Source organism: Advenella kashmirensis WT001, assembly GCF_000219915.2.
Taxonomy (GTDB): Bacteria; Pseudomonadota; Gammaproteobacteria; order Burkholderiales; family Burkholderiaceae_B; genus Advenella; species Advenella kashmirensis.
In genome coordinates this window covers 403,201-429,185 of the sequence record NC_017964.1, presented here as the reverse complement: position 1 = coordinate 429,185, position 25,985 = coordinate 403,201, and the positions used below count along the sequence as shown (strand labels likewise).

Annotated in this window: 26 protein-coding genes and 3 pseudogenes; 15 read left to right on the top strand and 14 right to left on the bottom strand. The window is 56.5% G+C overall.

The features are described 5' to 3' along the window. Position 1: 1 nt before the first annotated feature. The 4 genes from TKWG_RS24355 to TKWG_RS01965 form a co-directional block, all read right to left on the bottom strand. Positions 2-364 carry an ABC transporter permease family protein gene (locus TKWG_RS24355; RefSeq protein WP_238534289.1) on the bottom strand — a complete coding sequence of 121 codons (363 nt, stop codon included), beginning with the start codon at positions 362-364 and terminating at the stop codon, positions 2-4. After that, positions 345-521, bottom strand: coding sequence for a hypothetical protein (locus TKWG_RS24350; protein ID WP_238534288.1), 177 nt, complete (start codon positions 519-521; stop codon positions 345-347). Before TKWG_RS24350 ends, TKWG_RS24355 begins: the two co-directional genes overlap by 20 nt. Before the next feature lie 8 nt (positions 522-529). Further along, positions 530-670 carry a hypothetical protein gene (locus tag TKWG_RS23495; RefSeq protein WP_171815104.1) on the bottom strand — a complete coding sequence of 47 codons (141 nt, stop codon included), beginning with the start codon at positions 668-670 and terminating at the stop codon, positions 530-532. A 122-nt stretch (positions 671-792) separates the two neighbouring features. Then, positions 793-1,764, bottom strand: coding sequence for an ABC transporter substrate-binding protein (locus tag TKWG_RS01965; RefSeq protein WP_014749215.1), 972 nt, complete (start codon positions 1,762-1,764; stop codon positions 793-795). Positions 1,765-2,021: 257 nt separating this feature from the next. Here TKWG_RS01965 and TKWG_RS01960 point away from each other — a divergent pair, with 257 nt between their 5' ends. From TKWG_RS01960 to TKWG_RS01945, 4 genes are all read left to right on the top strand, one after another. Next, positions 2,022-3,326: a sulfite oxidase gene (locus TKWG_RS01960; RefSeq protein ID WP_014749214.1), complete on the top strand. Its 1,305-nt coding sequence runs from the start codon at positions 2,022-2,024 to the stop codon at positions 3,324-3,326. 80 nt (positions 3,327-3,406) lie between these two features. Further along, a complete protein-coding gene (locus tag TKWG_RS01955; protein WP_014749213.1) occupies positions 3,407-4,345 on the top strand; it encodes an EamA family transporter in 939 nt (312 codons plus the stop codon). 207 nt (positions 4,346-4,552) lie between these two features. Next, positions 4,553-4,801, top strand: a complete 249-nt coding sequence (locus tag TKWG_RS01950) for a GlsB/YeaQ/YmgE family stress response membrane protein (RefSeq protein WP_014749212.1) — start codon at positions 4,553-4,555, stop codon at positions 4,799-4,801. A gap of 86 nt (positions 4,802-4,887) precedes the next feature. Then, positions 4,888-5,244 (top strand): YkvA family protein, encoded by a 357-nt coding sequence (locus tag TKWG_RS01945; protein WP_014749211.1) that lies wholly within the window; start codon positions 4,888-4,890, stop codon positions 5,242-5,244. A 45-nt stretch (positions 5,245-5,289) separates the two neighbouring features. Here TKWG_RS01945 and TKWG_RS23490 read toward each other — a convergent pair whose 3' ends face one another. After that, positions 5,290-5,613, bottom strand: a complete 324-nt coding sequence (locus TKWG_RS23490; protein WP_014749210.1) for a hypothetical protein — start codon at positions 5,611-5,613, stop codon at positions 5,290-5,292. On the opposite strand from TKWG_RS23490, the pseudogene TKWG_RS23485 reads away from it, so the two are divergent. Beyond that, a pseudogene (locus TKWG_RS23485) lies at positions 5,584-6,656 on the top strand (DUF2868 domain-containing protein). The gene TKWG_RS23490 and the pseudogene TKWG_RS23485 overlap by 30 nt on opposite strands. Beyond that, positions 6,653-8,047, top strand: coding sequence for a GTPase/DUF3482 domain-containing protein (locus TKWG_RS01935; protein ID WP_014749207.1), 1,395 nt, complete (start codon positions 6,653-6,655; stop codon positions 8,045-8,047). The pseudogene TKWG_RS23485 and the gene TKWG_RS01935 overlap by 4 nt, the downstream one beginning before the upstream one ends. A gap of 216 nt (positions 8,048-8,263) precedes the next feature. On the opposite strand, the pseudogene TKWG_RS26830 reads toward TKWG_RS01935, so the two are convergent. The 3 genes and pseudogenes from TKWG_RS26830 to TKWG_RS01920 form a co-directional block, all read right to left on the bottom strand. Beyond that, positions 8,264-8,683, bottom strand: a pseudogene (locus TKWG_RS26830) (TPM domain-containing protein); the annotation flags it as partial. Between the two features lie 67 nt (positions 8,684-8,750). Next, positions 8,751-9,603 (bottom strand): annotated as a pseudogene (locus TKWG_RS26825) (TPM domain-containing protein). Between the two features lie 110 nt (positions 9,604-9,713). Next, complete coding sequence (locus TKWG_RS01920) at positions 9,714-10,361, bottom strand: LemA family protein (RefSeq protein ID WP_050981502.1); 648 nt, start codon at positions 10,359-10,361, stop codon at positions 9,714-9,716. A 352-nt stretch (positions 10,362-10,713) separates the two neighbouring features. On the opposite strand from TKWG_RS01920, the gene TKWG_RS01915 reads away from it, so the two are divergent. The 6 genes from TKWG_RS01915 to TKWG_RS23885 all read left to right on the top strand — a co-directional run bounded on the left by TKWG_RS01915 (position 10,714) and on the right by TKWG_RS23885 (position 16,542). Continuing rightward, on the top strand, positions 10,714-11,085 hold the full coding sequence (locus tag TKWG_RS01915) for an MbcA/ParS/Xre antitoxin family protein (RefSeq protein ID WP_014749204.1): 372 nt from the start codon (positions 10,714-10,716) through the stop codon (positions 11,083-11,085). Further along, entirely contained in the window at positions 11,085-11,831 is a 747-nt protein-coding gene (locus tag TKWG_RS01910) for an RES family NAD+ phosphorylase (protein ID WP_014749203.1), read from the top strand. The genes TKWG_RS01915 and TKWG_RS01910 overlap by 1 nt, the downstream gene beginning before the upstream one ends. Before the next feature lie 210 nt (positions 11,832-12,041). Then, positions 12,042-13,199 (top strand): Na+/H+ antiporter NhaA, encoded by a 1,158-nt coding sequence (gene nhaA / locus TKWG_RS01905; protein WP_014749202.1) that lies wholly within the window; start codon positions 12,042-12,044, stop codon positions 13,197-13,199. A gap of 488 nt (positions 13,200-13,687) precedes the next feature. Next, on the top strand, positions 13,688-15,304 hold the full coding sequence (locus TKWG_RS01900; protein ID WP_014749201.1) for a peptide chain release factor 3: 1,617 nt from the start codon (positions 13,688-13,690) through the stop codon (positions 15,302-15,304). A 30-nt stretch (positions 15,305-15,334) separates the two neighbouring features. Then, positions 15,335-15,901, top strand: a complete 567-nt coding sequence (locus tag TKWG_RS01895) for a hypothetical protein (RefSeq protein ID WP_041709767.1) — start codon at positions 15,335-15,337, stop codon at positions 15,899-15,901. A 467-nt stretch (positions 15,902-16,368) separates the two neighbouring features. Beyond that, entirely contained in the window at positions 16,369-16,542 is a 174-nt protein-coding gene (locus tag TKWG_RS23885; RefSeq protein WP_202947756.1) for a hypothetical protein, read from the top strand. A 416-nt stretch (positions 16,543-16,958) separates the two neighbouring features. On the opposite strand, the gene TKWG_RS01885 is transcribed toward TKWG_RS23885, so the two are convergent. Beyond that, entirely contained in the window at positions 16,959-17,609 is a 651-nt protein-coding gene (locus TKWG_RS01885) for a helix-turn-helix transcriptional regulator (RefSeq protein WP_014749197.1), read from the bottom strand. Between the two features lie 102 nt (positions 17,610-17,711). Between TKWG_RS01885 and TKWG_RS01880 the strand changes: the two genes are divergently transcribed. Then, complete coding sequence (locus TKWG_RS01880; protein ID WP_014749196.1) at positions 17,712-19,157, top strand: MFS transporter; 1,446 nt, start codon at positions 17,712-17,714, stop codon at positions 19,155-19,157. 152 nt (positions 19,158-19,309) lie between these two features. Here TKWG_RS01880 and bfr read toward each other — a convergent pair whose 3' ends face one another. From bfr to TKWG_RS24335, 4 genes are all read right to left on the bottom strand, one after another. Continuing rightward, positions 19,310-19,786 (bottom strand): bacterioferritin, encoded by a 477-nt coding sequence (gene bfr / locus TKWG_RS01875; protein WP_014749195.1) that lies wholly within the window; start codon positions 19,784-19,786, stop codon positions 19,310-19,312. Positions 19,787-20,335: 549 nt separating this feature from the next. Beyond that, positions 20,336-20,602 carry a (2Fe-2S)-binding protein gene (locus tag TKWG_RS22195; protein WP_014749194.1) on the bottom strand — a complete coding sequence of 89 codons (267 nt, stop codon included), beginning with the start codon at positions 20,600-20,602 and terminating at the stop codon, positions 20,336-20,338. 261 nt (positions 20,603-20,863) lie between these two features. Next, a complete protein-coding gene (locus TKWG_RS25680) occupies positions 20,864-21,652 on the bottom strand; it encodes an RNA polymerase factor sigma-54 (protein WP_264300264.1) in 789 nt (262 codons plus the stop codon). Then, positions 21,553-22,257, bottom strand: coding sequence for an RNA polymerase factor sigma-54 (locus TKWG_RS24335; RefSeq protein WP_014749192.1), 705 nt, complete (start codon positions 22,255-22,257; stop codon positions 21,553-21,555). The genes TKWG_RS25680 and TKWG_RS24335 overlap by 100 nt, the downstream gene beginning before the upstream one ends. A 17-nt stretch (positions 22,258-22,274) precedes the next feature. Here TKWG_RS24335 and TKWG_RS20960 point away from each other — a divergent pair, with 17 nt between their 5' ends. Beyond that, positions 22,275-23,261, top strand: a complete 987-nt coding sequence (locus TKWG_RS20960; RefSeq protein ID WP_014749191.1) for a membrane protein — start codon at positions 22,275-22,277, stop codon at positions 23,259-23,261. A gap of 359 nt (positions 23,262-23,620) precedes the next feature. Next, positions 23,621-25,324 carry a 2-isopropylmalate synthase gene (leuA, locus tag TKWG_RS01855; protein WP_014749190.1) on the top strand — a complete coding sequence of 568 codons (1,704 nt, stop codon included), beginning with the start codon at positions 23,621-23,623 and terminating at the stop codon, positions 25,322-25,324. A 294-nt stretch (positions 25,325-25,618) separates the two neighbouring features. Here leuA and TKWG_RS01850 read toward each other — a convergent pair whose 3' ends face one another. Continuing rightward, a complete protein-coding gene (locus tag TKWG_RS01850) occupies positions 25,619-25,981 on the bottom strand; it encodes a DUF1840 domain-containing protein (protein ID WP_014749189.1) in 363 nt (120 codons plus the stop codon). Positions 25,982-25,985 lie beyond the last annotated feature (4 nt).

Sequence of the window (25,985 nt, the reverse complement as noted above, 5' to 3'; positions counted from 1 at the left end):
ATCAGCTGCCGCGGACCGCCAGATAAACCAGGGGGGCATGCTGGATGCCCATGAGCATGGAAATCCCCCACCAGGAACGCAGATGCTGCGGACTGCCCAGCGGAGGGGCCAGATGAAGCATTTGCAACAACGTACTGCCTGGACCGCTTAACTGTAGCCAGCTCAGGGCGGTCACCTGTGGTGGAATCATCATGGGCAGCATGATCATGAACACCCAGAAGCCTTTGGCACGAATGTCGGTGAGCACCACCAACAACGCCAGTGTGGTACCCAGCAGTACGGAGAGTATAGTGGCCAGACCGGCGGTCAGCAGACTGTTGCCGGTCGCCCGCCAGGTGGATGCGCTACGCAGCATGGACCACATGCGCCGCCATCGCCACCGGCAGATCGGTCATGGCCATAACCAGCAGCCGTGCCGGCGGCAGTAAGGCCAGTGCCAGCACCAGACACAGCAACACCGGCGTCAGAATCGATGCCGGGTTCCTGCCAAACGGCCGCAAAAAAGAAATAGATGTCGCCATAATGAAATTCAGGTTTGTGGTCCGGCTTGCCCGACCGCCTGATTTCGAATTTTGTTGTGTTCAAAAATACCGGGAAAGTTTGCCGGGGTGGAGGTATATCGCCCGGGAGGATTGCGCAGCGCCCACGCAGCGGCAAGTGCCTGCACCATTGTACCCGCCTGCCTGCGATTGGAAATGACACCGGCAAACATCACCTGACCAGTTTGCCCCTGCCCACTCGCAGATATGCAGGCATCAATGCTGCCCGCCCGGGCAGCACGGTCCCGGGCGCTCAGCCGCCATAGATGTTGCTGAACTTTTCCTTGTTTGCGCCCGCATTCTGTAGTGCTGCAGCGGCGTCAAATGGCAGCAGCTTGATTTGGTCGCGCGGCGGGAAGCCTGGCGGGTTTTTCATGCCATTGCGACCTGGAATATAGCCCTGTTGCAGCACCAGTTCCTGGCCTTGCTGCGACAACAGGAAATCAACGAATTTTTTTGCCGCATCGGGATTTTTTGCCGACTTCATAATGGCAACGGGTTCGGTCACCAGGCTTACCCCTTCGGCAGGAAAGACAAAGTCAATGGGCGCGCCCTTGGCCTTTTCACGGATTGCCATGTAGTCCACCAAAATGCCATAGGGTTTGCCGCCAGACGTGATATCGGTCAGCACACCGCCATTGCCTTTCTGGGAAGCTACGCCATTGGCCTTCAGATCCTCATAGTACTTCCACCCAAAGTCAGGATTGCTGGTGAGCGCCGACAGATGAATCATGGCGGCACCCGAATACAGGGGACTGGGCATGGACACCTGGTTTTTATAGTCGGGTTTGACCAAATCCTTCCATGACTGGGGTTTTTGCGCCGCCTTGGTGTTATAGGCAATGCCGGAGGTAATCAATTTGGTGCCATGGTAATAACCGCTATTGTCATACAGCGCGGAATCATATTGTGCGCTTTCCGGCGATTTATAAGCCAGCAACTGGTCTTCTTTTTTTAATTGCTCCAGGGTCACGCTGTCGGCAATCAGCAACACATCGGGCTTGGCAACGCCCGCATTCATTTCCGCACGCAATTTGGTCATGAGCTTTGTCGTACCATCGCGGACCCACTCCACCTTGGTGTCCGGGTGGGCTTTTTGGAATGCGTCAACGGTCATCTGCGCATCAGTTGCCGGCTGGCTTGTATACAGCACCAGCGTATCGGCGGCGGCGATACCGGAAAATGCCAGCAGCGCGGCTGCGATTGAGTTTACTGCGACCTTCATGAAGACCTCATTTTTTAAGCGGGGGAATTGAACGATATTAAAAACTTTATATTTCATGATTGTGACATTCCGAATAATACCTTGGTAAGCCGACTATGGCGCGAAAAGAATGGATGCGACGCCCGCCACCGCCGACAGTCATGGGACGCTTTTTCCGGTTTACAGCGAACCGATTAATCCATAACATGGAGCCTGTTTTTCCTGCGCCAGGCCGCTTCGGACTCGCCCACCTCTTATATTTACTGACAGGTCACGCCATGCCACGCCACGCCACGGTCAACCCGCAAAGACGCACACGGCTGATGCAGGCGCTCGCGTTTGCATTGAGCGCGGCCTGCGGCAAACTCCATGCAGCTACTGCCAGCGCCCGCGGCACCTCGGCCGATGCAGCAGCGAAACCATCGGTCGATACGTCGCCCCCCCCTGCCGCAGCAAACACCGTCCAGCCGCTGCCGCCGCCGGCCGAGCCGGCACCGCTACCCGCAAGTCTGGCCTGGAAAGATGCGGACAGCCTGCTTGTCCATAACCCACACGCCATTGAAACGCGGCGCGCGGTGCTTGGCCGCCAGTTGATTACCCCGACGCAATGCCTGTTTGTCCGCAACAACGCCCTGCCGCCGCCTGCGCGGCTGTTGGCAGAAGAAGGGCAATGGCCAGTCGCCTTTGACGGCGTCGCGCAGCCTGATGCCTATACCCTGGCCGAGCTGCAGGCAATGCCCACGCGTACTGTGGCTACGGTATTGCAATGCGCTGAAAACGGTCGCGCCCTGCAAAGCAGACCGGCCATTGGTACGCAATGGCAGACCGGCGGCGCCGGCTGTGTGATCTGGACAGGCGTGCCATTGACAACGGTCATACATGAACTGGGGGGCGTGGTCCCGGGCAGTCGTTTTCTGACCGCCACAGGCGCCGATAGCCTGCCCGATGGCGTTGCCTCCGACTTTACCCGGGTGGAGCGTTCGGTGCCGTTATCCGCACTTGAACACGCCCTGCTGGCCTGGACTCTCAACGGCGCACCCATTCCCCTGGCGCATGGCGGACCGCTGCGTCTGGTCTTGCCAGGCTATGCCGGCGTCAATTACATCAAGTATGTCCGCCGCATTGCCTTCACCACCGAGGAATCCAGCGCCCACATTCAGACAGCTGACTTTCGGGTGCCGCTGCGGCCGGGCGAGCCACGCCTGACCATCCCTGCCTGGAGGCTTCCGGTCAAATCCTGGATTACCGCCCCCCTGGAGTCGGACGAACCGCTAAAGGCTGGCGTCGTGCCTATCCGAGGGGTGGCCATGGGAGGTACATCTGCCGTGACCCGAATGGAGGTGACCGTCGACGGCGGCACTACCTGGCACCCGGCCCAGCTTACAGGGAGTGATTTGGGTCCGTTCGCCTGGCGCCTGTTCGAGATATCGCTGACCCTGCCACCCGGCCCGGTCAGGCTGGCGTGTCGCGCCACCAATGCTGCCGGACAACAACAGCCGGAATTGACCACGGACAATACGGGGTATTTTGTCAATGGCTGGCGCGAGCATCAAATCAGCCTGACGATTGCACCTGCAGGATAAAACAACGCTGCGGCTTGCAAGCCGACTGCGTGGTGGCGCATAATCGGTACTCCTTTCTTTTACCGTTACCCGGAATTTCCATGCCTTTGCGTCACTGGCTTGCTGCCCTTCTCGTTGTCCTCCTGTGGGGCCTCAACTTCGTGGTGATCAAGTTCGGTGTCGATGAATTTCCTCCTTTGCTGCTGGGCGCATTGCGTTTTGCCATGGTTGCCTTCCCTGCCATTCTGTTTATCCCGCGGCCGGCCATACCGCTACGATTGGTGTTGCTTTTCGGCCTGACGCTATGCTTCGGACAATTTGCTTTTCTGTTCAGCGCCATTGCAATGGGCATGCCGGCGGGCCTGGCCTCGCTGGTATTGCAATCGCAGGCATTTTTTTCCGTCCTGATCGCTGCGCTGCTATTGAATGAAAAGGTACGGCTGCACAGTATCATTGCCATGATCGTGGCCGCCATCGGGCTGGCCGTGATTGAAATGGGGGCTGACAGTGCCCAACCGGTGCCACTGTTTGCATTTTTTCTTACCCTGTGTGCAGCTTTCAGCTGGGGCTGCGGCAATATCGTAATAAAGAAAGCCGGCCCGGCAGTCAATATGTTCAGCCTGCTGACCTGGGGTGCTGTGTTCCCTGTTTTTCCCTTTCTGCTGGCTTCCTGGCTGTTCGAAGGCCCCCAGGCGATGGCTCACAGCCTGGCCAATCTGTCATGGACCGGAGTAGGTTCGGTCATGTACTTGGCCTATGCGGCCTCGTTCGTCGGCTACTACTTATGGGGTCGACTGCTGGCGAACCACCCGGTCAGTCTGGTGACCCCAATGTCATTGATGATCCCCGTAGTCGGTTTATTATCTGCTGAACTGATCCTGCACGAGAAATTATCACTGGTGCAATGGCTTGGCAGCGCCGTGGTAGTGGTAGGCCTGGCCGTCAATATTTTCGGCGGCAGGTTGTATCGCATACGGACGGGCAAGGCATCACAAAAAAGAGATGTTCGTGTGCATACTGCAACAGACAAAAGCAGATAAACCACGAAATCGCGCTGCCGTTTCAAAATAAAAGTCAATATTCACACATGGTGCATGCTTAGCCGGTATGCTTTGAGGACAGACTGCGGCAACGACCGGTTTACTAATATATGGAAACATTTTCCATTTGTGCGGAAATAATCCTTCCTATATGATCTGAACGTTACACGCAGTCAGTAAATCCACTCATTTCAGGAGTAAAAGAATATGTCGATTATCATTACTATCGTGATTGGTTTTATTGTTGGCCTGATCGCTCGCGCCGTCATGCCGGGCAACCAGTCCATGGGGCTCATTCTTACCACGATTCTGGGTATCGTCGGGTCTATCGTTGCAACCTACCTGGGTCAGGCGATGGGATGGTACGGGCAAGGTGACGCTGCCGGCTGGATCGCTTCTGTTGTCGGCGCCATTATCGTTCTTTTCATCTATGGCCTGATCGCCAAGCGCTCCTGACACCGGCATGTTATAAAGAGTGCGTGCCCCAGTGGCACGCATTTTTCGTTTTATCCGCCTTATTTTTTATTGATTACGGGAGGCTCATGACTCGTTACCATACGATTGACGCCAACACTCAGGACGCCGAAAAACCGGCAGGTCTTGTCAGAAAAATTGCCCGTGTCGCCAAACGTGCCGGGCGCACCGTTATTCAGAAAGCCCTGCTGCTGTACTATGCCGTTCGCAATCCGGCTACGCCGGCCTGGGCCCGCCGGGTCATTTATGGGGCATTGGCCTACCTCGTGTTGCCGGTGGATGCGCTACCGGACTTCATTCCAGGCGTGGGCTTTACCGACGACCTGAGCGTGATTGCCGCCGCGCTGGCTGCCGTCGCCTACTACATTACGCCAGAAGTGAAGCAGCAGGCCGAGCAGGCTGCGAACCGCTGGTTCAAGCACTGACACCCCACCCCCAAGACAATCTACGCGATGGCCCGTCGTCATTTTTCATTCAAGGATTTCTGGCTGACCGAGGCCATCCGCCTGCGCGAGGATCACTGGGGCCCGCTTGATGACGCCGCTCTTATTCGCCAGCTGCGCAGCGGCAACGACAGTCCCGAAGAAAAAATCGTGCGCCGGGCGCGCCTGCTGGCAGATCGCGAAAACACCACCACGATCATCGAACAATGGACGCAGGGTGCGAAGCTGGCCCTGCTCATCCTGGCTGTACTGGCCCTGCTTGGTGGCGCGGGTGCGGCCGCGGGCGTATTGGGATCGGCCAATCGCCATATCAATGTCCTGATGGCCATTGTGACCCTGCTCGGTGTACACGGCCTGACATTCCTGTTCTGGATCCTTTCCCTGTTCCTGTCCTCCCGGGCATTCAGCTGGCTGGGGCAGTTCTGGCTATGGCTCAGCCGCAAGATCGCCCGCGGCCCCGAAGCTGCGCTGGCGCCACAATCTTTTGTCTCGCTGCTGGCGCAAAACAGCGCACTCAAGTGGGCCCTGTCTTGCATCAGTCATGGCTTCTGGGTATTGTTTTTCCTTGCCGCCCTGCTGACCATGCTGGGCCTGCTGGCAGCGCAACGCTATACCTTTGGCTGGGAAACAACCATTCTGTCGCCCGACGTCTTTGTTTCGCTGACGCGCACGCTGGCGCACTACCCGCCATGCTGGGCTTTCCCATACCGGATGCTGAACTGGTGCGTCAGAGCACAGCAGGCGCAACACTGTCGGAAAGCACCTACGCCGTCTGGTCGGCCTGGCTGTTGGGCGTGGTCCTGTGCTACGGCCTGTTGTTGCGCGTTATCAGTTTGGCGATATGTCTTTGGCAATTACGCGGTGCGTTGCTGGCACTCAGGCTGGATATCGATCTGCCTTCGTACAGTCCGCTGGTTGCACGGCTTGCGCCGACCAGCGAAAATCTGGGCATTGATGCACCAGCCACCGACGACATGCTTTCGGGGGCGAACGACCACGTCACGCGCGCTTATTCGTCCGAGCCGGTTTATGTGGGTATTGAATTGCCCTCTGACACCCACTGGCCTGTGTTTCCCGTCGCCGCAGGCGCACAGGATGGCGGCGTACTCGAATCGCGTGAACAGCGCCATGCCTTGCTGGATCGGCTCCATGCCCAGCCTGTCAAAGGCCTGCTGCTGGTCGTGGACGCCGCACAGACGCCCGATCGCGGTACCTTGCGCCTGATATCCGAACTGGCCGGCCTGGCCCGCGCCACTCATATTTTGCTGTGGCAGCGCGAGAATCAGACATCGCGCCAGCAGACCTGGCAGACGCAACTGGCGGATGCCGGCTTTTTGCCCGATACGTTGCACCTGAATCCCGCCTCACTTCCTGACTGGATCGCCGCGCCATGACGACGACAGACACTGCACTGCGACTGGCTGTCGTTGGCCACACCAATACCGGTAAGACTTCGCTGTTGCGTACGCTCACGCACGATGCCGGTTTCGGACAGGTTTCAGATGCGCCGGGTACCACCCGCCACGTGGAAGGCGCGCGCCTGCTGCTCAATGGCGTAGCGGCAGTCGAGCTGTACGATACCCCCGGCCTGGAAGATGGTATCGGTCTGCTGGACTATCTGGACCAGCTACAGACCCAAACAGGCAGCCGGCATGATGGCCCCGAAAGCATCGCCCGGTTTCTTGACTCGCCCGAGAGCAAACGGCGGTTTGAGCAAGAAGCCCGCGTGCTCAGAAAGCTCATCGCCTGCGATGCGGGGCTCTATGTCATTGACGTGAGGGATCCCGTGCTGGCCAAACACAAGGATGAACTTGCCATCCTGGCCCGCTGCGGCAAGCCGCTAGTACCCGTTCTCAATTTTATCAACGATACTCACGCGCGCAAACAGGACTGGAAGGACACTTTGGCACGCCTGGGCTTGCATGTCGTGATTGAATTTGACACCGTCGCGCCCGCGCTCGATGGCGAAGCACAGCTTTATCAGAAGCTGGCGCTGGTGCTCGATACGCATGCGGCAACACTGCAGGCGCTGTCCGAAGATGTCGGCGTGCAACGCGAACGGCGCCGCAATGCGGCCTTTGCGCTGGTTGCCGATATGCTGATCGACGTTGCCGCGCTGCGCCTGAGCAGCCAGACCGACGATGACAGCGTCAAAAGCAGCACCGGGCTCATGCAAGACAAAGTGCGGCAACGCGAACAGGCCGGTATCAAGGCATTGTTGACGCACTACCGTTTCCGCCCCGAAGATTATCCCGGTCAGCCGCTGCCGCTTGAAGGGGGGCGATGGAATATGGATCTGTTCAATCCGCAGGCCCTGCTGGACACGGGCATTCACGTGGGCAAAGGTTTTGCCGCCGGCGCCATGGCAGGCGCCGCAGTCGATGTATTTACCGCAGGCCTGAGCCTGGGGACCGCGGCACTGATTGGTGGTGTATTGGGCAGCGTCTGGCAGGGCACCGACAAGCTGGGCAAACGGCTGTACGGACGCTTGCAGGGTTTTCATGAAATCACCGTCGAAGACAGCATTCTGCGCCTGCTGGCCATTCGCGCACACCAGTTGATACGCGCGCTGGAGCTACGCGGCCACGCCGATATGGCGCCGGTGCAAATATCAATAGAGGCTGCCCAGGAAGAACTCAAGGAACAGGCCCTGCCCGAACAGTTGCAGGAAGCACGCAGCCATCCGGAATGGTCAAGGCTGGGGGACCGATTTTCGCCGGGTTCGCGGCGTGACGTCGCAGTGGGGCAATTGGGCAGGACACTGGCCCGAATAGGCAGCCAGTAGCGCGCCTGCACGCGGGCGATCCCGATAAACGAGCACGGCGAAAACCGCTGCCTGATGCCAGGATCGCATCCTTTCTCTGTCTTTATCTTTTAGTCTTCAGTTTTCGGCTTTTAGCCGGCTTGGCCTGTTTTACACCTTGGCCTGTTTAATTGCGTACAGCCAGGCCATTTTGCGCGACCCTATTTCCAGGAACCTGTACGCGTTATCTTTGTCTGCTTACAACAGGACCGGCGCATCCGGCAGATGATTGCGTCCATCGTCGCCTGACGGCTGCCCGCCACATGAAGCCTGCAATATCGCTTCGATAGCGCCGATCGCCTGCAGCAGTCCCTGTTCATATTCCCTGGCGGCAAAGCGCGTCTGCAATATTGTGCAAATTTCATCCCACTGCTGCGGATCCACGCCAATGCCGCGGTCGGCAACAATTTCGAATTTGTGTTTGTTCAGGGAAATATACAGCAGCAGACCGGTACGCATCGGCGTGTCCCATACTCTCAGGCGGCCGAATATTTCCAGCGCCCGACTGGGTGTTTCCCGACTGTGCCCCGGTGTGTCGTGTTCAATTGCCAGCACCAGTTCCCCGGCATGGCGCGCTTCGCTCTTGCGTATTTCACCGGTCAGCCGCTCCATCATGGCATGTGTAAACACGCGCCGTGACAGCCACCAGCCCTCAAGCCCATCCAGCCCCAGCCATTCCCATTTATTACCAGCCACCTGAAGCTCCTCCGCCGCCGCTGCTGCCACCACCGCCGCCACCAAAACCACCGCCGAAGCCGCCGCCTCCGAAGCCGCCACCGCCGCCTCGTCCGGAGCCAAAACCGCCGCCCAGCCCCCCCAGACCACCACCAAGAATGGTGCCGTTACGCCTTGCACCGCGCACGGCGCCACGAGGACGATTTTTCGGGCAATGCCGCTAATAACCAATGCCGCAATAGCGGCCAGCCCTGCCCAAATAACACTGCCGGTAATCGCAAACAACATGACGCCAGCGGCGACCGCGCTGATTACGGGCGGAAAAAATGCAATCAGGAAAAAGCCGAACATCAGCACGGGGCCCAAGGCGCCAAACAGGCCTTCATCAAACGCTTCGCCATCGCCCGCTGTCTTTCTTTCGGGCGCAGGCAGCGCTTCGTTCTCGATCAGCGACACCAGGGCCGTGACACCGGCATTGACGCCGCCGGCATAATCATTGGTCTTGAAATGCGGCGCGACATAGTCATTGATAATGCGCGAGGCCAGCGCATCCGGCACCGCCCCCTCCAGCCCGTAGCCAACTTCCAGTCGCATGCGCCTGTCATTTTTGGCGATCAGAAACAGAATGCCATCATCGACATTGGCGCGACCTACTTTCCATTGATCAAATACACGGCGCGAATAACTCTCGACGGTATCGGGCTGCACGGTCGGGACCATGAGCACAAATACCTGCGCGCCTTTCTTTTCTTCCAGTGCCTGGAGCTTGGCTTCAAGCGCCGCCTGCTGCCCTGATCAAGCGTGCCGGAAGTATCGGTCACTCTCGCAGTCAGTTGCGGGACCGGTACTTCCTGCTGTGCCATAGCCGGCGCGAAACCGGCTACCGCAACCAGCAGAATCAGGAGGCGAAACAGCGATTGCAAACGACGCATGGCAAGCGATCCGCAGGATTGAACAGCGACAGACAGCGGCATTACTGCGCAGGTGCAGGCTGGGCCGGCGCGGCATTACCTGCGGGAGCGCGAGCGCCCGTGTCAAACTTGACGTCGGGATTGCGCATGATTTCGTCCTGATTATCGGTGCCAAAATTGGGCTTGACCTGATAGCCCATTATCTTGGCGGTGATCAGTGTGGGGAACTGGCGAATCAGCGTGTTATAGGCCTGAACGTCCTTGATATAGCGGCCACGTGCGGTAGCGATCCGGTTTTCGGTTCCTTCCAGTTGCGCATTCAGGTCACGAAACAGGGCATCTGCCTTCAGTTGCGGATAGTTTTCGGACACGGCGATCAGGCGCGACAGCGCGGAACCCAACTGGTTCTGGGCGGCCTGAAACTGTTGCAACTGTTCCTGCGAGGGAATCGTATCGGCAGAAATCTGTACGCTACCCACTTTGGAGCGCGCTTCGGTGACCTGTGTGAGCACTTCGCGCTCGTTGACCATATAGGCATTTACACTGGCGACAATCTTGGGAACCAGGTCTGCACGACGTTGATACTGATTAAGTGTCTCGGACCAGGCCGCCTTGACCTGCTCATCCAGCGTCTGGATCTGGTTATAGCCACAACCGGACAAAAACACGGCCATCATCAATGCGCAGATCATTCCGAAAAATCGTTTCATGTTGGTAGCAACCCATAAGGTGGTGAATCGGAAAAAACAATGCCCTAATCATAGCCGTTTTTTCTGCAGGCCGACGCAATTGCACCCCTGCAAACGCGTTGCAGAGTGTTAATTTCATTAAATTGAGGGTTTGCCGTGACATGCTGCCTACAAACACCCTCCAATGCAACGCCCCCACCGGCATCACTTGATGCCCCTCACCGGACGGCGATGACGGATAGTCGGTCAATGGTGAACCGGTTGCTGAGTGATGGCTGATATGTGTTCAAACAGCACTTTTATATCAAATTTGTGCAATACGCACAAATAAGCTATACTTGAACTAACGTCTCATCCCATCGGAGGCTTAGCCATGACCGCATTGCAACAACCCAAACCCGCAGCCGAAGCCGTTCTGGCCAAGGCTGTGTTGCGCGCTGCCGAACAACTCGGCCTGAAACAGGCAGAGCTGGCTGCGGTGCTTGGCATGCACCGCACCGCCATCAGCCGCCTTAAAACCACCTCATCGCTGGATCCTGACAGCAAACAGGGGGAACTGGCCTTGCTGCTGTTACGTCTGGCCCGCGCCCTTTTCGCCCTTACGGGTGGCGATCAGGAATGGATCCGCCACTTCATGCGCACCCCAAACAAAATCACCGGCGGTATCCCTGCAACCCAAATTGAAACCATCCAGGGTATGACCACGGTACTGCAGTTTGTTGATGCCATCCGCGGCAAAGTGTAATGATCTGGCAAAGCTGCAACGGCCCCGATCATATCCGGCCTATAGACGGCAAACTGTACCGGCTCGTGGAAAGCCAGGAGCAGATTGCCACACTGGGCTACGTAGACACGCTGGACGAACAGGCCCTGCTGGAACAAATGCTGGATCAGGCCAAGCCTGTTTCGCAACCAGATTGCGAGCCTCTGCATTATCTGCTCAAAACGCCGTTCCGCTACCCGCCGCTCAAATGGGGCTCGCGCTTTGGCCGCGTGCATGAACGCAGCCTGTTCTATGGGGGCAAGAATATCGGTGCAGTGCTGGCCGAAAGCGCTTTCTATCGTTTTGTTTTCTGGCACTCAATGGATGGTGTGCCGATCAAGGACAGGATCCGCAGCGAACATACGCTTTTTTCGGTGCGCTATGGTACAGAAAAAGGAATACAGCTTCAGGAACCGCCATTTGATCAGTATCAGGCCGACCTGACTGATCCGGTCAATTACCGGGCTGCCCAGCAAATTGGCAGTGCCATGCGCGAGGCCAACGTTGAAGCCTTCGAATACTGCTCGGCCCGCGATCCTGAACACGGCCTGTGTGTTGCCCTGTTTTCTCCTGTGGCATTCAGACAAAAAAAACCACAAGAGACCAATCAGTGGTTTGGGGAGGTCAGCGCGGACCAGGTATCGTTCACGCAACTGAGGTCTGGCAAAGTCATGACCTACGGCATCGGCTTTTTTCTGGTCGATGGCGTCCTGCCCATGCCGGCCTGATCCCCGTTGATAACCCGCCCTTTATTGCCAGAGTGCCTGCCCCCATATCGATGAGCCCGAATGGCGGTGAGCCGGTATGCCCGTGATTAATTGATGCGCGAGCCAGAAAACCGTGCGCATCTTGGCCCACCTTCCTTACGCCAAGCTGAATTTATGTTAGCCTTTTATATTCCGTAACATATCCGCAGCCTGTCTTAGCCGCTAAGTAGAATGAAACGATACATTCCCAAAAAAGTTGTCCATTTTTTCAATAGTGAACCTGCCTCCGGCATCATCCTGATGATTACCGCCATACTGGGCATCTGGCTTGCAAACTCCGGTATGGCCGAGGCCTATTTTTCGACCCTGTCGAGCTATGTCGCAGGCCTGTCGATTCTGCACTGGATCAATGACGGGTTGATGGCCGTGTTCTTTCTCTATGTAGGCCTGGAGGTCAAACGGGAGTTGCTGACTGGGGAATTATCCAGCAATCAGAAGCGGCTGCTGCCCTGCATGGCCGCTATTGCAGGCGTGGTTGCTCCGGCGCTTATCTACCTTGCCTTCAACTACCACGATCCGCAACAAATCCGCGGTTGGGCGGTGCCGGCGGCAACCGATATCGCCTTTGCGCTTGGCGTACTGGCACTACTCGGTTCCCGTGTACCCACCTCGCTGAAGGTCTTTCTGACGGCGCTGGCCATTATTGATGATCTGATTGCCATTGTCGTGATTGCCCTTTTTTACACGGCACAAATACAAAGCCTGTACCTTGCGCTGGCAGCAGTGACCCTTATCGCGCTGATACTGCTGAACCGCAGCAATGTCGTACGCAGTTTGCCTTACGTCATCCTGGGCGTGTTCATGTGGTGGTTCGTGCTCAAGTCGGGCATCCATGCCACGCTGGCCGGTGTCGCGCTGGCGCTGACGCTGCCCATGTCTGGCAAGAACCAGGATACGAACACCAGCCCGCTACTCAAATGGGAACACGGCCTGTCGCCGTGGGTAGCCTTTTTAATCGTGCCGATTTTCGGTTTTGCCAACGCCGGGGTCTCGTTCGCGGGACTCTCCTGGAGCCAGTTGGGGCACCCGGTGGTGCTGGGCATCGCGGCGGGCCTGTTCCTGGGCAAGCAACTGGGCATTTTCGGACTAGTGTGGCTGACGGTCAAAGCCGGACTGGTCAAAAAACCCGAAGGGGCCAACTGGCCGCAGATCTACGGCGTAGCCATGCTATGCGGTATCGGCTTTACCATGAGCCTGTTCATCGGTGCCCTGGCATTTACCGATCCGGCGGTGCAGGATCTGGCCAAGATCGGCGTATTCGCCGGCTCGGTACTAGCGGCAGTGCTTGGGTATATGATTCTGTTTTTCAGCGCGAAACAAAAACCTTAGCTGAGCACGAGGCCCCGTTGCCCGTGCCTGTTGCATGGCCGGTCCCGCAAATCGCCATAAAACCGTTCCGTGCAGGATTGAGCGCGTCGGCACGCACGGCTCTGCAACCCGCTCCAGCGTCGAGATTGATGGGCGTGAACCCGTGCCATCAGCTCGGTCGCAGAAAGGGTATGAAGGCTTGTCATTGCTATGCCCATAAATGATCGTCAATAGCAACTATTGTATGCGCTTCCCGGCACTACAGGTAATGCCAGCGATCCGGGCTTACGACCGGTCCGAATCTGATATCGCCTGACGCAGCGGCCTTCGGCCTGCCTCATCGGTTATACACAGCGCCGACGCAGGCCCGATGAATCATTTGCTCCCAGCCCCATTTCCGTGACCAAATACGCCAATTGCGTTTAACATGTAGGGTTTGCAGGCAATCGGCCCACCCTTCGGGCACATTCGCCCTTGCTCCCTTCTTCAAATTCAGAAAATAGCCCTAGATGTCTACTCATTCCATTCCGCAGGAAGTCGCCCGCCGTCGGACTTTTGCGATTATTTCTCACCCCGATGCCGGTAAAACCACGCTAACCGAAAAACTGCTGCTGTTCGCGGGTGCGATTCAGATTGCCGGCAGCGTCAAGGCGCGCAAGGCCAGTCGCCACGCCTCTTCAGACTGGATGGAAATCGAGAAACAACGTGGGATCTCGGTGGCCTCTTCTGTCATGCAGATGGAATATCGCGACTGCGTGATCAATCTGCTGGACACCCCGGGCCACCAGGACTTCTCCGAAGATACGTATCGGGTATTGACCGCTGTTGATGCTGCGTTGATGGTGATCGACGCCGCCAACGGTGTCGAGCCGCAGACCATTCGCCTGTTGCAGGTGTGCCGCGCACGCAACACACCCATTATTACGTTCATCAACAAGATGGACCGTGAAGTTCAGGAGCCGCTGGATCTGCTGGCCGAAATCGAATCGCATCTGGGCATGGACGCCGTGCCGTTCTCCTGGCCTGTGGGCATGGGCAAATCCTTCGGTGGCGTGTTCGATATCAGGCGCAATCGCATGCGTATTTTCCGTGCTGGGCAGCAACGCCGCAACAATGACGAAGATATCATTGATGGCCTGGACAACCCCGAGATCAGCCGCCGTTTCGGCAGCGCGTTCGACAAGGCCAAGGAAGAGATCGATCTGCTGCAGGACGCCGCGCCAGCCTTCGAACATGAAGCGTTTCTGGCGGGCAAGCAGACGCCGGTGTTTTTCGGTTCTGCCATCAACAACTTCGGCGTGCAGGAAGTGCTGGATACGCTGGTGGAATGGGCGCCCAAGCCAGGCGCACGGCAGGCCCTGCAACGCGTCGTGCAACCGGATGAAACCAAATTTTCAGGGGTGGTATTCAAAGTTCAGGCTAATATGGACCCTGCGCATCGGGACCGGGTCGCATTTGTCCGTGTCAGTTCCGGTCGTTTTGAGCGCGGCATGCGCCTGAAAGTGAGCCGTACCGGCAAGGAAATCCGTCCCAATAACGTGGTGTCTTTCCTGTCCCAGCGACGCGACCTGCTTGATGAAGCCTATGCCGGCGACGTAATTGGTATCCCCAACCATGGCGTGCTGCAGCTGGGCGATGTCCTGACTGAAGGCGAGACCTTGCAGTTTACCGGTTTGCCATTCTTTGCCCCGGAGCTGTTCCAGGGCGTGGAAGTCAAGGATCCGCTGCGCACCAAACAGTTGCGCACCGGCCTGACTCAACTGGGTGAAGAAGGGGCGATTCAGGTGTTCCGTCCGCAAGCCGCAGGCGGCGCATTGCTACTGGGCGCGGTCGGGCAACTGCAGTTTGAGGTTGTGGCGCATCGCCTGAAAACGGAATACGGTGCTGATGCCCGCATGATCCCGTCGCGCTATACCATGGCGCGCTGGGTTACCAGCGAGAACCCGAAAGCGCTCAAGAAGTTCATCGACAGCAATGCAGCACATATTGCCTACGATGTGGTGGATGCACTGGCGTTCCTGATTACTTCCCCTGCGCAGTTGCGGGTGGCGCAGGAACTGAATCCGGAGATTAATTTTCATGCCATGCGTGAACATGGCGGCAAAGTATTTGGGGAAAACGGCTAAAATTGGCCGAATTACAACCGAGGTATGCAGATGTCCTGGCGTTTATTATTTTTATCCCTTCTCATTGTGGCTGGCGTAGCCACATGGGGCGGCCTGCAGGCCGGAGACTGGCTGATAGAACACGCACCGGTCTCTGCCAACGTACCTAACGTCATGGAGTCGGATCCCAATCCCATGGTGGACGCAGAAGGCCGCCCGGTTCAACTGCAACCCCAGCAGCCGTTGATGAGCGGCGCCCAGGGAGTTCCCAAGCGGCCGGATCCGGTTCAGTGGCAAGTAGACGCCGAGCAAGGCGAGCAGGCCATTGAACAAGCCGTCACTACAACCAATAGCGAAGTTACTATTGGCGAAGCGACCGATACGCTTGACGGCGGTACTGCCAGCGACAGCGATCAGGGCATGGTTCCTATCCGGCGCTCACCACGAGCCGGCCGCGCAGCAGCGGCAGGCAACTGGGAACCGGCCTTCCATCAGGCCATGAGTGAATGCCGCGCACTGGGCTTTTTTGACCGGCCGTCCTGCCTGTCACGGGTACGCAATCAGTATTGCGGCGCCAACAACGCATGGGGCAACGTGTCCGACTGCCCATCACGCTGACCGCTTCTCGCCCTTGACCGCAAAGACCACGCGGTTTTGCTGATCACACAACACCTTCAACGGCCTGACAACGGCATTTGAAGGTGTTTTTTTTGGCTGCGCATATCCAGCCTGGCGTGATTTTCCAGCCTGATTCAGGCCAGACAGCGTCTATTGCATTTGAAATAAATGGCGTAATCGACCGGGGCGCGGGATCCAGATGATCTGGCGGGCGTGCGGGAACTGTTCAGGCAGCAGACAGGGCAATGGGCCGGCATGTAAAACGCTTGGCAATTGTTAATTTGCCTGGAACCCGCTGAGTTGCACTTACGACAACGCTGGTCCGATATTGCAATGGGTCGCATGTGTGCCGAACGCCACCGAGTTCAACGAAAAGCACTGAGTATAAAAATCAAAAGCAAGTTACAGATAGTGCCCGGATGCGTTATGCGGCACACTCGCAATATTCCCAATCGCAGACAAAAAATATGAATACTATGTCGACCACAGATACTTCTCCAATGTCGGTGCTTGAACGCATGTTTTTCGCAGAGATGACTTACATGAAGTCCGGGCACAAAGATATCGCGATCCTGGCTACCGCGTTCCATCCCGATGTTGTCGTGCATGAACCGTCGTCGCTTCCTTATTGCGGCGACTAGAACGGGCTGCATGGTGTGGCCGCGTTATTGCGGCAGATGGATAGGTGCTTTAGTAATATGCGTGTACAGGACTTGCAATGCACCGGTACCGAAGCGCACTTATATGTCTCATGCAATTTGTTCCTGACAGCCAGGGCCACCGGAATCACAATCAACCAGCCCTTCGTAGAAATATTGAGTTTTGCAAACGGATTGTTGGTTGAGGGCAGACCCTATTACTTTGACACGACCGAAATAGGCCGGGCTTTGGGAAACGAATATTCCACCACGTTCAATGGTTAAGCGTTACGCTGCTGCGGCCATGGCCGCAAGGATTACCCGGACCCCTGCACCCGTAGAGGGTAAGGCATCGGGCATGGGAAGTGTTTTATATGTTTTAGAAGTGCTATACAACGCTGACCGCATGCCACAAAGATCTATGGCCTGATCGTATATGCACAGCGACGGGCCTTGGCCAGAATGTGTTCAACGCGTTCGACCCGCGCTTGCAGCACTTGCTCAAATACCATGAGTTCGGCCCGGCAAAACCCCTGGCACGCCGTTGCCGCCGCGCAAATTGGACAGTGGTTCTCTATCAAAAGAAACGTGCCGTCTTCAAGCTCCTCAAACTCAGCCATATAGCCTTCGCGCGTGCGCAACTGTGCCAGTCTGGCGACACGCTCTTTCAACTCAGGTAACCCGCCAAGCTCCCGCTGGTACAACTGGCGGCTTGTCTGCTCACGCATATCGAGAAGACGGTCAATCGCCTGTTCTCCGAATGCCTGGCGTACCGTATCCAGTAACTGTACCGTCAACTCCGAATGGGTATCGGGAAAATGCTTGTTTCCCGCCTGGGTGAGTTGCCAGAACTGGCTTGGCCGGCCCACGCCGCGTACCTGAGTGAAGGTTTCAACCATGCCTGCCGAAGCGAGTTTGGTCAGTTGCTGACGTGCAGCTTCAGCCGTCATGCCCAGTACCTCGCCGGCGTCGGCTGCCTGCTGCGGACCTCTCGTCTTGAGCAAATGCAACAGCCGTTGGCCGGTGGTGGATGGCGCCCTTCCTGAATTTTCCAAGTGATTGCTTGACAAAATAATGATGCCTTTCTAATATACAAAGAATTTACTTTTTTTATTACTGTAGCGCATCGTGTCATCGCTGGCAATGGCTGCATCCATTTATCTGGAGTTTGTATGGCAGAACAAGAAGCAAGCTGGTGCAAGCTGCTCTCTGGCCCGAATATGGCGTATTCCCTGGCGCTATCTGGCGGTGTAGCACTTCACGCCATCAACATCTTTGTCGCCACCACGGTGCTGCCCTCGGTGGTCAGGGAAATCGGCGGTCTTGAACTGTATGCCTGGAATACAACGCTGTTTGTGGTTGCCTCGATTCTTGGGTCGGCGCTCACGCCCATGCTGCTGTCACATTCCGGGTCACGCGGCGCATACGCGATAGCCACGATTTTATTCATCGCAGGCAGCCTGACCTGCGCATTGGCTCCAAGCATGCCGGTCATGTTGATCGGCCGTACGCTGCAAGGACTGGGCGGCGGCTTTTTATTTGCCCTGAGCTACGCCATGATTTATGCCGTTTTCGAGGAATACCTCTGGCCCAAAGCAATGGCATTGATTTCCGCGATGTGGGGCGTAGCAACATTGCTGGGCCCGGCCATTGGCGGCATGTTTGCCCAAATGGATGCCTGGCGCGCCGCATTCGGCATACTAATTCCCGTGACTCTGCTTTATATCATGCTGGTATGGTGGGTGCTTCCCACACGCAGCCGTGCAACAACGCCAACAACCAGCAAGATTCCGAGTGCGCAGTTGCTGCTACTAGTTGCTGCGGTCCTGGCAGTCAGTGTCGGCAGCGCGTCTGCCGAACCGCTATTTAATATCACCGGTGTAGTGCTGGCGATCGTGCTCCTGTTGCTTTTGGTTTACAAGGAATCCAGCAGCCAGGTGCGCCTGCTGCCCAGAAACGCGCTACGGCGCAATTCACCGTTGCTGGCTCTTTACCTTACTATTGGTTTGCTGGTTATCGGCATGACCAGCGAAACATTCGTGCCGTATTTTTTGCAGACACTGCATGCTCAAACACCGTTGATTTCCGGTTATCTGGCCGCATTGATGGCTGCGGGCTGGACGGTATCGGAAATATGGAGCTCGAGCTACAAACATAACGGCATACGCCGCGCTATAGTGAGCGGCCCGGTGTTGGTTCTGGCCGGCATGGTGATATTGGCCTTAAGCACCCCAATCTACGCCCAGGGCGGCTGGCTCGTGCTTGCCTTTATCTGCCTGGGATTGACGCTGATCGGTTTTGGTATCGGCCTGGGCTGGCCGCATTTGCTCACGCGTGTACTGCAGCTTGCGCCCGATGATGACCAGGACACCGCAGCCACTTCTATTACCACGGTGCAATTGCTTGCCACGGCGCTAGGCTCTGCATTGGCAGGAATGTTAGCCAACCTTGGCGGGATCAATCACCCGGGCGGTATCGAAGGCACTTCCAGTGCCGCATTCTGGTTGTTCGCCATACTGGCCATTGCACCGCTTATCGCAATTGGCAGTGCAATGCGAGTGGCCAGCGCGCTCGAGCAGGCAAAGCCAGTACGACTATCAGCAAAGACAGCCTCATGAGGAAACGATCCTGCCCTCTGCGGGCAATGTGCCAGAAACGATGATCAACCGGCTGCACGATAACGCGGTATCTTGTTAAGCACACAACCATACTGCCTATTGAATCCGACACAAAATGAACAAGGGGCCAATCCGGCCCCTTGTTACTGCAATCAGTCGTTGTCTCCCATCTGGCTTTGCAGATAGTTCTCCAGACCAATTTTACCGATCAATTCAATATTGGTTTCGAGCCAGTCGATCTGTTCTTCAACGTCTTCCAGGTTTTCCTGAAACAGGTCGCGCGTGACATAGTCACGCACGCTTTCACAGTGCGCAATCGCTTCTGTCAAGGTCTGGTGATTGTCGATCTCGATCTTCAGATCGCATTTAAGAATTTCCGGTACGTTTTCACCGATGTGCAGCTTGTGCAGGTCTTGCAAGTTGGGCAAACCTTCGAGCAGGAAGATGCGTTCGATGATGGCGTCGGCATTCTTCATTTTTTCGATGGAAATATGATACTCGCTCTTGTTGTAACGATTCAGCCCCCAGTTTTTGACCATGCGGGCATGCAGAAAATACTGGTTGATTGAAGTCAGCTCGTTGGTCAGCTGCTTATTCAAAAATTTGAGAACGTCCTTGTCGCCTTTCATGATAGTTTCCTTTACTGTGAGAGGCACCGTCAGTAGCGGCTGATCGGCTGCGAAGGCAGCCCGGTGGTGCAGTTAAGAGAAATTATAAGGGAAGACGCCCGCTTTGCTCCTGTTTACTGCAAAAGCCCTGCAGGTGGTAAATGAGAATGGAAATGAAAGTGTTTTTGTTCAGCAACCAGGCTTCGTATTCTGCCTGCCATTCTGCCCGCATTTTCCTTTTTTAACGGCGACAAACAAAGACAACAGCGCGGCCAACTGTGGCAACCGGAAAACGGCGAGAGTCAGACAGATAGCCGCATCTGAACCATGAACAGGGGCTGGAGATGGCGTCCATGACGGTGGAGTTACGAATGCAATATTGCAAATGTGATGAAGGGCGCGAAGGCGGAGCGTTGGCTTACTAGTATTGCGAATGCAATGGCTGCTCTCTTGGCTAGTGAGCTTACGCCTGTGGTGTTTGCTGTTGTATGACTGTTGGTTTATTGGTAGAGATGGCTTTTAACCTGCGTGAGCCCAGTGCCTTGTGCTTTGCAACGCCCGCCGATCAGATCAGGCGGCCGACCGCCAGAGCACCACAGATTCTGTAGCAAGCGCATCGCATTTGTCTTTGCCGCAATGGTCGTTGGCGCCATCATGAGCAACAGGCGCACCCGTACAGGCTGCTCGCTCCAGATAGCTACAGGCCATTTGTGCGCAGCACCCACAATTGGTGGCGACGCCCAGTTCTCGTTGCAGGTCACTCAGCGTGCTGGCGCCCTGGGAAATAGCGCTGACAACGGCGTCTTCGGTGACGGCATTACAAATGCAAATATACATGAGAGTTATTATCATCTAAGGCAAAAAAAGTTGCAAGCGCCTTATCCGGTTTGGTGAAAATGTCCAACAATCCCGTTCTTTCAGAGCGTTACTGGCATTTTTTTGTGCGTTTTCGGGTATGGCGCGCAAGCGGCTGCCTGCGGGTGGAGATGTGACAGCTCGCAATCAGCGCAATGCGTGGACTGTGCGCACCCATTTGCGACTGCCAACGCCCCCCTTGATTGCGGTTTTATGCGCTCGCAGCAGGTCCGCTCCGCGTCCCTATTCCTGGTTAAGGCTGGCCCGCGCCTTGCGCAACGATGCTGATGGAATGCCCAGGACCTCGCGGTATTTGGCTACCGTGCGACGCGCGATGGTAATGCCCTCTTGTGCCAGCAGGTCTGTCAGGCGGCTGTCCGACAGCGGTTTGCCCTCAGGTTCTGCCTGAATGTAATTGCGAATACGGATCTGCACCGCTGTTGCTGATGCATTTTCGCCACTGTCTGTTGCCACGCCGGAGCCAAAAAACCGCTTCAGCTCAAACACCCCATGCGGCGTTGCGATAAACTTCTGTGTCGTGGCCCGGGAGATGGTGGACTCATGCATGCCCACGGCATCAGCCACATCGCGCAAAGTCAACGGCTGCAAACGCGCCATGCCGTATTCAAGAAAATCGCGCTGCTTGTCCATAATGGCACGCGAGACATCCAGAATGGTGGTAAAACGCTGGCTGACCTGGCGCATGAATCCCTTGGCCGCGGCCAGTTGCTCGGTCATTCCCGAGCCTGCTTCTTTGCCCAGGCGACGAATCATGCTTTCGTACCCTTCGCTGATACGCAGCGAGGGCATCACCGCCTGGTTGATAGTCAGCACCCACTCCTCTTTTATCTTGCGCACCAGGACATCGGGCACGGCATAATCGGCCGTAGGCGTGCTGAACTGCTTGCCGGGGCGTGGATCCAGTTGCCGGATCAGGCATGCGCCTGCCGGATTTTGTCGATATCGGCGCCAGTCACGGACCGCAATTGCGCCATATCGGCTCGTCCCAACGCCTCCAGCCCGTGCTCGCAAATAAGACGGGCACAAGCCAGCACATCGGAATCGGGCGGGTTGGCCAGAGACGAGACATTCAATTGCAGCAGCAGGCATTCGGAAAGCGTACGCGCACCCACGCCGGGCGGATCACATGACTGCAGCAGACGCAGGGCGACGGCCAGATCATCTTCGCTGACATCGGCCTCCTCAGAGAACAATGTGACAATTTCCTGCAGGCTGGACATCAGATACCCGTTATCGTCCAGCTCCTCGATCAGGTATTCGGCCAGGCTCACGTCCCGCTCTGAAGCGTGGGTCAGCCGCAACTGTTCCCGCAAATGTTCGGAAAGCGACAGCCCGACAGCGGTTTCGGGCTGAAAATATTCGTCATCGCGCGATTTCTGACCCGGCTGCGAGGCCCAATCCTGTTGTAAAAGCTCGGCATCATTTTCGCTTGTATTTGTACTATCTTCTGATATTTGGTTATTATCGACAAGTTCAAGCATGGGATTGTCCTGCAACACCTGTGCCAGTTCTGCCTGGAGATCCAGCGCAGAACACTGCAACAAGCGCAAAGATTGTTGCAGTTGCGGGGTCAGCACCAACTGCTGGCCGGTTCGAAGTTCTAACGCATGACGCATATCGATTTGGAATACCTATGAAATACAGCAATGCCGCGGTTCAGCAAAATGATGCCAGATTGGTAAGCAAAACGCTGCTTAAGCTGGCTACCCCAAGGATTATAATGCGTGCCGCCGTGATTATCGTCACAATCGTGATCTGGCTGTGGGTTGCCGCAAGTATCCTTGAATTCGGTGCAGCCCAGGACTACGCGTTTCTGAACAAGTTTAACGTACAACTGGTTTCTTTTTTACAGAGTATCAATACCTACCTGTGGTGGGCTGTGGTCCTGCTGGGCACCCTGATTGTCTATTTTTTCCTGAGCGCCTGGTATACCGGAAGCGTGGAGCGCGCTGCCTATAAGACCGTACCCGCCGAGACCGCAGCCCAATTGATCGGCAGCCTCTCCCCGGAAGGCCGGGACGTGCTCGGCTGGGTCTGGCGTGACCGCAGCGAACCCATCAATATCGGTAACCTGAAAACGACCAAGGATGAACTGGATAACAACCGAGTCAGCAAACTGGCACAGATCCGGGAACAGGAACGGCTGCTGGGCCCTGGCCCAGCGGTGGCGGCAGATAGTCGCATTGCCGCTGCGTTGGCCCAAAGCCCGGTGCAGGATAAGTCTGGCCAAGTGCCTACGCTGCAGCCGGAGCCAGCAGCAACGAAACCTGTCGCTACCGATGTCCGTTCTACAGCGCCGGCTGTCGGCGCTGTGGCGACTGGCACCGCGGGCGCTGCATCCAGTTCCGCAGCAGTTGAGCCGGTAACCAACACCACTTCACCGGCCACCCGATCGGAATCGGAAGATGCGCCGGCATCCGAACCCAAACCCACGGCCAACATCGCGGATGCGACAACCGATGTTGCCACGCCTACACAGAACGAACCGACAATCCCTGATGAACCGGCCAAAGCGCAACCAACGGTCTCCAGCTCCGAACAGACCGAACCGACCATTGGCCGCCCTGAAGCCACGCATCTGCGCCCCCCGCGCGATGAAGTCAAACATACCATTACCTGATCAAAACCGCCGTTATCGCGGCGCAAGTGGAAAAAACGCTTGCGCCGCGAGGTAATTTTTCTTATAGTTAAGGTATGAAGAGCCAGCCCGCATTTTCTCGCAACGCTTTATCCGGTCGCAACACAGCTTGCGCCGCGGCTAAGCTGTGGGCCGCCGCTACACCTGACGCAACGCTTTCTGCCGTTGCCATTTCTGCTTCTCTGCTACTGCTAGCGATCGGTTGTCGAGCCTAGAGCGTTCGTGGCAGTTCGACAGCCCCTGTACAAGCCACAAGGATTCCGTTTTATTATTCTGAATCCCGGCGTCGCTGCTTAACTCCAGTCTGTTCGCACCGGGATTCTCCCCTAAATAGGTGCATCATGATCTCCAACCCCGCTTCCAAATACATTCCCTTCAAGGCGTTCGAACGCGATTTCTCGGAACGCACGTGGCCCAGCAAGAAAATTGAACATCCACCCATCTGGATGAGTACCGATCTGCGCGATGGCAACCAGTCTCTTATCGAGCCTATGAGCATCGAGCGCAAGCTGCGCTTTTTCAAACACCTGGTCAAAATCGGTTTCAAGGAGATTGAAGTCGGCTTTCCGTCCGCCTCCCAGACCGATTTTGACTTCGTTCGCATCCTAATCGAAGAAAACCATATTCCCGAAGATGTGCTCATCATCGTGCTGACCCAGTCGCGCGAAGACCTGATCAACCGGACGGTGGAAGCGGCGGCCGGCGCCCGCCAGGCGATGGTGCACCTGTATAACGCCTGCGCGCCCGCGTTTCGCAAAATCGTCTTCAATATGAACAAGGACGAGGTCAAAAATATCGCCACCACCGGTACGGCGTTGATCAAAAAGGCCATGAGCCGACACCCCGAAACCAAATGGCGCTATGAATACTCTCCTGAAGTGTTCAGCACCACAGAGCCGGAATTTGCAGTAGAGGTGTGTAATGCGGTGGCCGAGGTGTGGCAGCCTACTGCCACAGACCGGATCGTGTTCAACCTGCCTGCAACCATTGAGGCCACCACGCCCAATATGTATGCAGACCAGATTGAATGGTTCTGCAACAACGTCAATAATCGCGAAAGCGTTATTGTCAGCGTGCACCCGCATAACGATCGCGGCACGGCCGTTGCCGCCGCAGAACTGGCTGTGATGGCCGGTGCAGACCGCATCGAAGGCTGCCTGTTTGGCAGTGGCGAGCGTACGGGCAACGTGTGCCTGGTCACCCTGGCGCTCAATTTGTACACACAGGGTATTCATCCGGGTCTGGACTTCTCCGACATCGACGACGTGCGCCGCACCGCAGAATACTGCAATCAATTGCCCGTACATCCCCGTCATCCCTATGCTGGCGACCTGGTCTTTACCGCGTTCTCGGGATCGCACCAGGATGCCATCAAGAAAGGGTTTGCGGTACAGAAAGAAGATGGTGTCTGGGAAGTGCCTTACCTGCCGATTGATCCGGCCGATCTCGGACGCAGCTATGATGCGGTCATCCGGGTAAACAGCCAGTCAGGCAAGGGTGGTGTCTCCTATCTTCTGGAAAACGAACGCGGCCTGAATTTGCCGCGCCGCCTGCAGATCGAATTTTCTCGCGCCATCCAGCGCGTGACCGACGAAACCGGAACGGAAGTCAACGGCAATGCCGTGTTCGATATCTTTGAAAAAGAGTATCTGAAACAGACCACGCCATGGAAACTGATTCGTCACCAAATCAATAGCAAGGCCGATGGCGAAGCCGGCGACCAGTTCAGCATCCGCGCAGAGCTTGAGGTAGATGGTCAGATCAAAGTGGTGGAAGGAAGCGGCGAAGGGGCCATTTCAGCCTTCATCAACGCGCTGAATCTGCCGATCCGCTTTATGGATTATCACGAACACGCCATGGGTTCCGGCGAAAAAACATCTGCCGTCTGCTACGTGGAACTGCGGCTTGGTGAATCTGCCACCGGTTTTGGCGTGGGCATCCACAAGGACATCGTTACCGCATCATTTGTGGCCGTCCTGAGCGCTGTCAACCGCCATCTGAACCAGCAGGCCACAGAAGGCGCCGCCATGCGCGAAGTCGCTTAACGCCAAAGAAGCCTGTTAAATCCGTCACCTGCCAACTGCAGGCGGCGGGTTTCCAGGGATGGTATCCATGGGAGTTTTATTGTCACCGTAAAGCGTGATTCGGGCGCAGGGCTTCTTTTTGCAGCCCTGCGCCCGCTTGCTTTTTCTTGCAGGCGCAATGCCTGCGGGCGCTCGCCCCGCATGAATCATGCCCTATTCTGACTCTCAAACTGTGTGGCAGGAAACTGCCGTGCAGGCCTCGCACGCCGAGCTGAGCGGCGACGAACCTGGTCTGCTATTTCTGACCTGCCCTGTTTACCAGGCGCTGCCTTTTTCCCAGACCACTTCCTTGCCAGCGGCCTTGGCCTGACGCATCATATCCAGTAACGGGTAGGCACGGCGGCGCAAGCTCACATTTTCACTGATGGGATGCACGGCAACCTCGTCGTCCTCTTCTTCGCGATCCTTGTCATCAAACTGATGGTCAGGCGCTGAATCCGGGTCCGCATTGATAGCCTGTTCCAGCTGACGAATGGCTTCTTCCAGCTGGGCAACGGTAAAGACACCCATTTCAGGCACGGTATCATACTCACGGCCTGCCGCCTGCAATACCGTCCTGGCCTGCTCGGCCATCATCAGGACATCGCCAGCTATATCCGAACGAAAAGTAATCAGCATAACG

What these genes read in the sequence shown, in the direction of transcription:
- TKWG_RS24335 (WP_014749192.1), bottom strand. Translation starts at nt 22,257, where the DNA reads ATGCGTCATGCGTTAGAACTTCGAACCGGCCAGCAGTTGGTGCTGACC.
- TKWG_RS23495 (WP_171815104.1), bottom strand. Translation starts at nt 670, where the DNA reads ATGGTGCAGGCACTTGCCGCTGCGTGGGCGCTGCGCAATCCTCCCGGG.
- TKWG_RS20960 (WP_014749191.1), top strand. Translation starts at nt 22,275, where the DNA reads ATGAAATACAGCAATGCCGCGGTTCAGCAAAATGATGCCAGATTGGTA.
- TKWG_RS01880 (WP_014749196.1), top strand. Translation starts at nt 17,712, where the DNA reads ATGGCAGAACAAGAAGCAAGCTGGTGCAAGCTGCTCTCTGGCCCGAAT.
- TKWG_RS24350 (WP_238534288.1), bottom strand. Translation starts at nt 521, where the DNA reads ATGGCGACATCTATTTCTTTTTTGCGGCCGTTTGGCAGGAACCCGGCA.
- TKWG_RS01960 (WP_014749214.1), top strand. Translation starts at nt 2,022, where the DNA reads ATGCCACGCCACGCCACGGTCAACCCGCAAAGACGCACACGGCTGATG.
- TKWG_RS24355 (WP_238534289.1), bottom strand. Translation starts at nt 364, where the DNA reads ATGTGGTCCATGCTGCGTAGCGCATCCACCTGGCGGGCGACCGGCAAC.
- leuA (WP_014749190.1), top strand. Translation starts at nt 23,621, where the DNA reads ATGATCTCCAACCCCGCTTCCAAATACATTCCCTTCAAGGCGTTCGAA.
- TKWG_RS01850 (WP_014749189.1), bottom strand. Translation starts at nt 25,981, where the DNA reads ATGCTGATTACTTTTCGTTCGGATATAGCTGGCGATGTCCTGATGATG.
- TKWG_RS01945 (WP_014749211.1), top strand. Translation starts at nt 4,888, where the DNA reads ATGACTCGTTACCATACGATTGACGCCAACACTCAGGACGCCGAAAAA.
- TKWG_RS01915 (WP_014749204.1), top strand. Translation starts at nt 10,714, where the DNA reads ATGACCGCATTGCAACAACCCAAACCCGCAGCCGAAGCCGTTCTGGCC.
- TKWG_RS23885 (WP_202947756.1), top strand. Translation starts at nt 16,369, where the DNA reads ATGAATACTATGTCGACCACAGATACTTCTCCAATGTCGGTGCTTGAA.
- TKWG_RS01900 (WP_014749201.1), top strand. Translation starts at nt 13,688, where the DNA reads ATGTCTACTCATTCCATTCCGCAGGAAGTCGCCCGCCGTCGGACTTTT.
- TKWG_RS01950 (WP_014749212.1), top strand. Translation starts at nt 4,553, where the DNA reads ATGTCGATTATCATTACTATCGTGATTGGTTTTATTGTTGGCCTGATC.
- TKWG_RS01920 (WP_050981502.1), bottom strand. Translation starts at nt 10,361, where the DNA reads ATGAAACGATTTTTCGGAATGATCTGCGCATTGATGATGGCCGTGTTT.
- TKWG_RS01910 (WP_014749203.1), top strand. Translation starts at nt 11,085, where the DNA reads ATGATCTGGCAAAGCTGCAACGGCCCCGATCATATCCGGCCTATAGAC.
- bfr (WP_014749195.1), bottom strand. Translation starts at nt 19,786, where the DNA reads ATGAAAGGCGACAAGGACGTTCTCAAATTTTTGAATAAGCAGCTGACC.
- TKWG_RS01955 (WP_014749213.1), top strand. Translation starts at nt 3,407, where the DNA reads ATGCCTTTGCGTCACTGGCTTGCTGCCCTTCTCGTTGTCCTCCTGTGG.
- TKWG_RS01965 (WP_014749215.1), bottom strand. Translation starts at nt 1,764, where the DNA reads ATGAAGGTCGCAGTAAACTCAATCGCAGCCGCGCTGCTGGCATTTTCC.
- TKWG_RS01935 (WP_014749207.1), top strand. Translation starts at nt 6,653, where the DNA reads ATGACGACGACAGACACTGCACTGCGACTGGCTGTCGTTGGCCACACC.
- TKWG_RS01895 (WP_041709767.1), top strand. Translation starts at nt 15,335, where the DNA reads ATGTCCTGGCGTTTATTATTTTTATCCCTTCTCATTGTGGCTGGCGTA.
- nhaA (WP_014749202.1), top strand. Translation starts at nt 12,042, where the DNA reads ATGAAACGATACATTCCCAAAAAAGTTGTCCATTTTTTCAATAGTGAA.
- TKWG_RS22195 (WP_014749194.1), bottom strand. Translation starts at nt 20,602, where the DNA reads ATGTATATTTGCATTTGTAATGCCGTCACCGAAGACGCCGTTGTCAGC.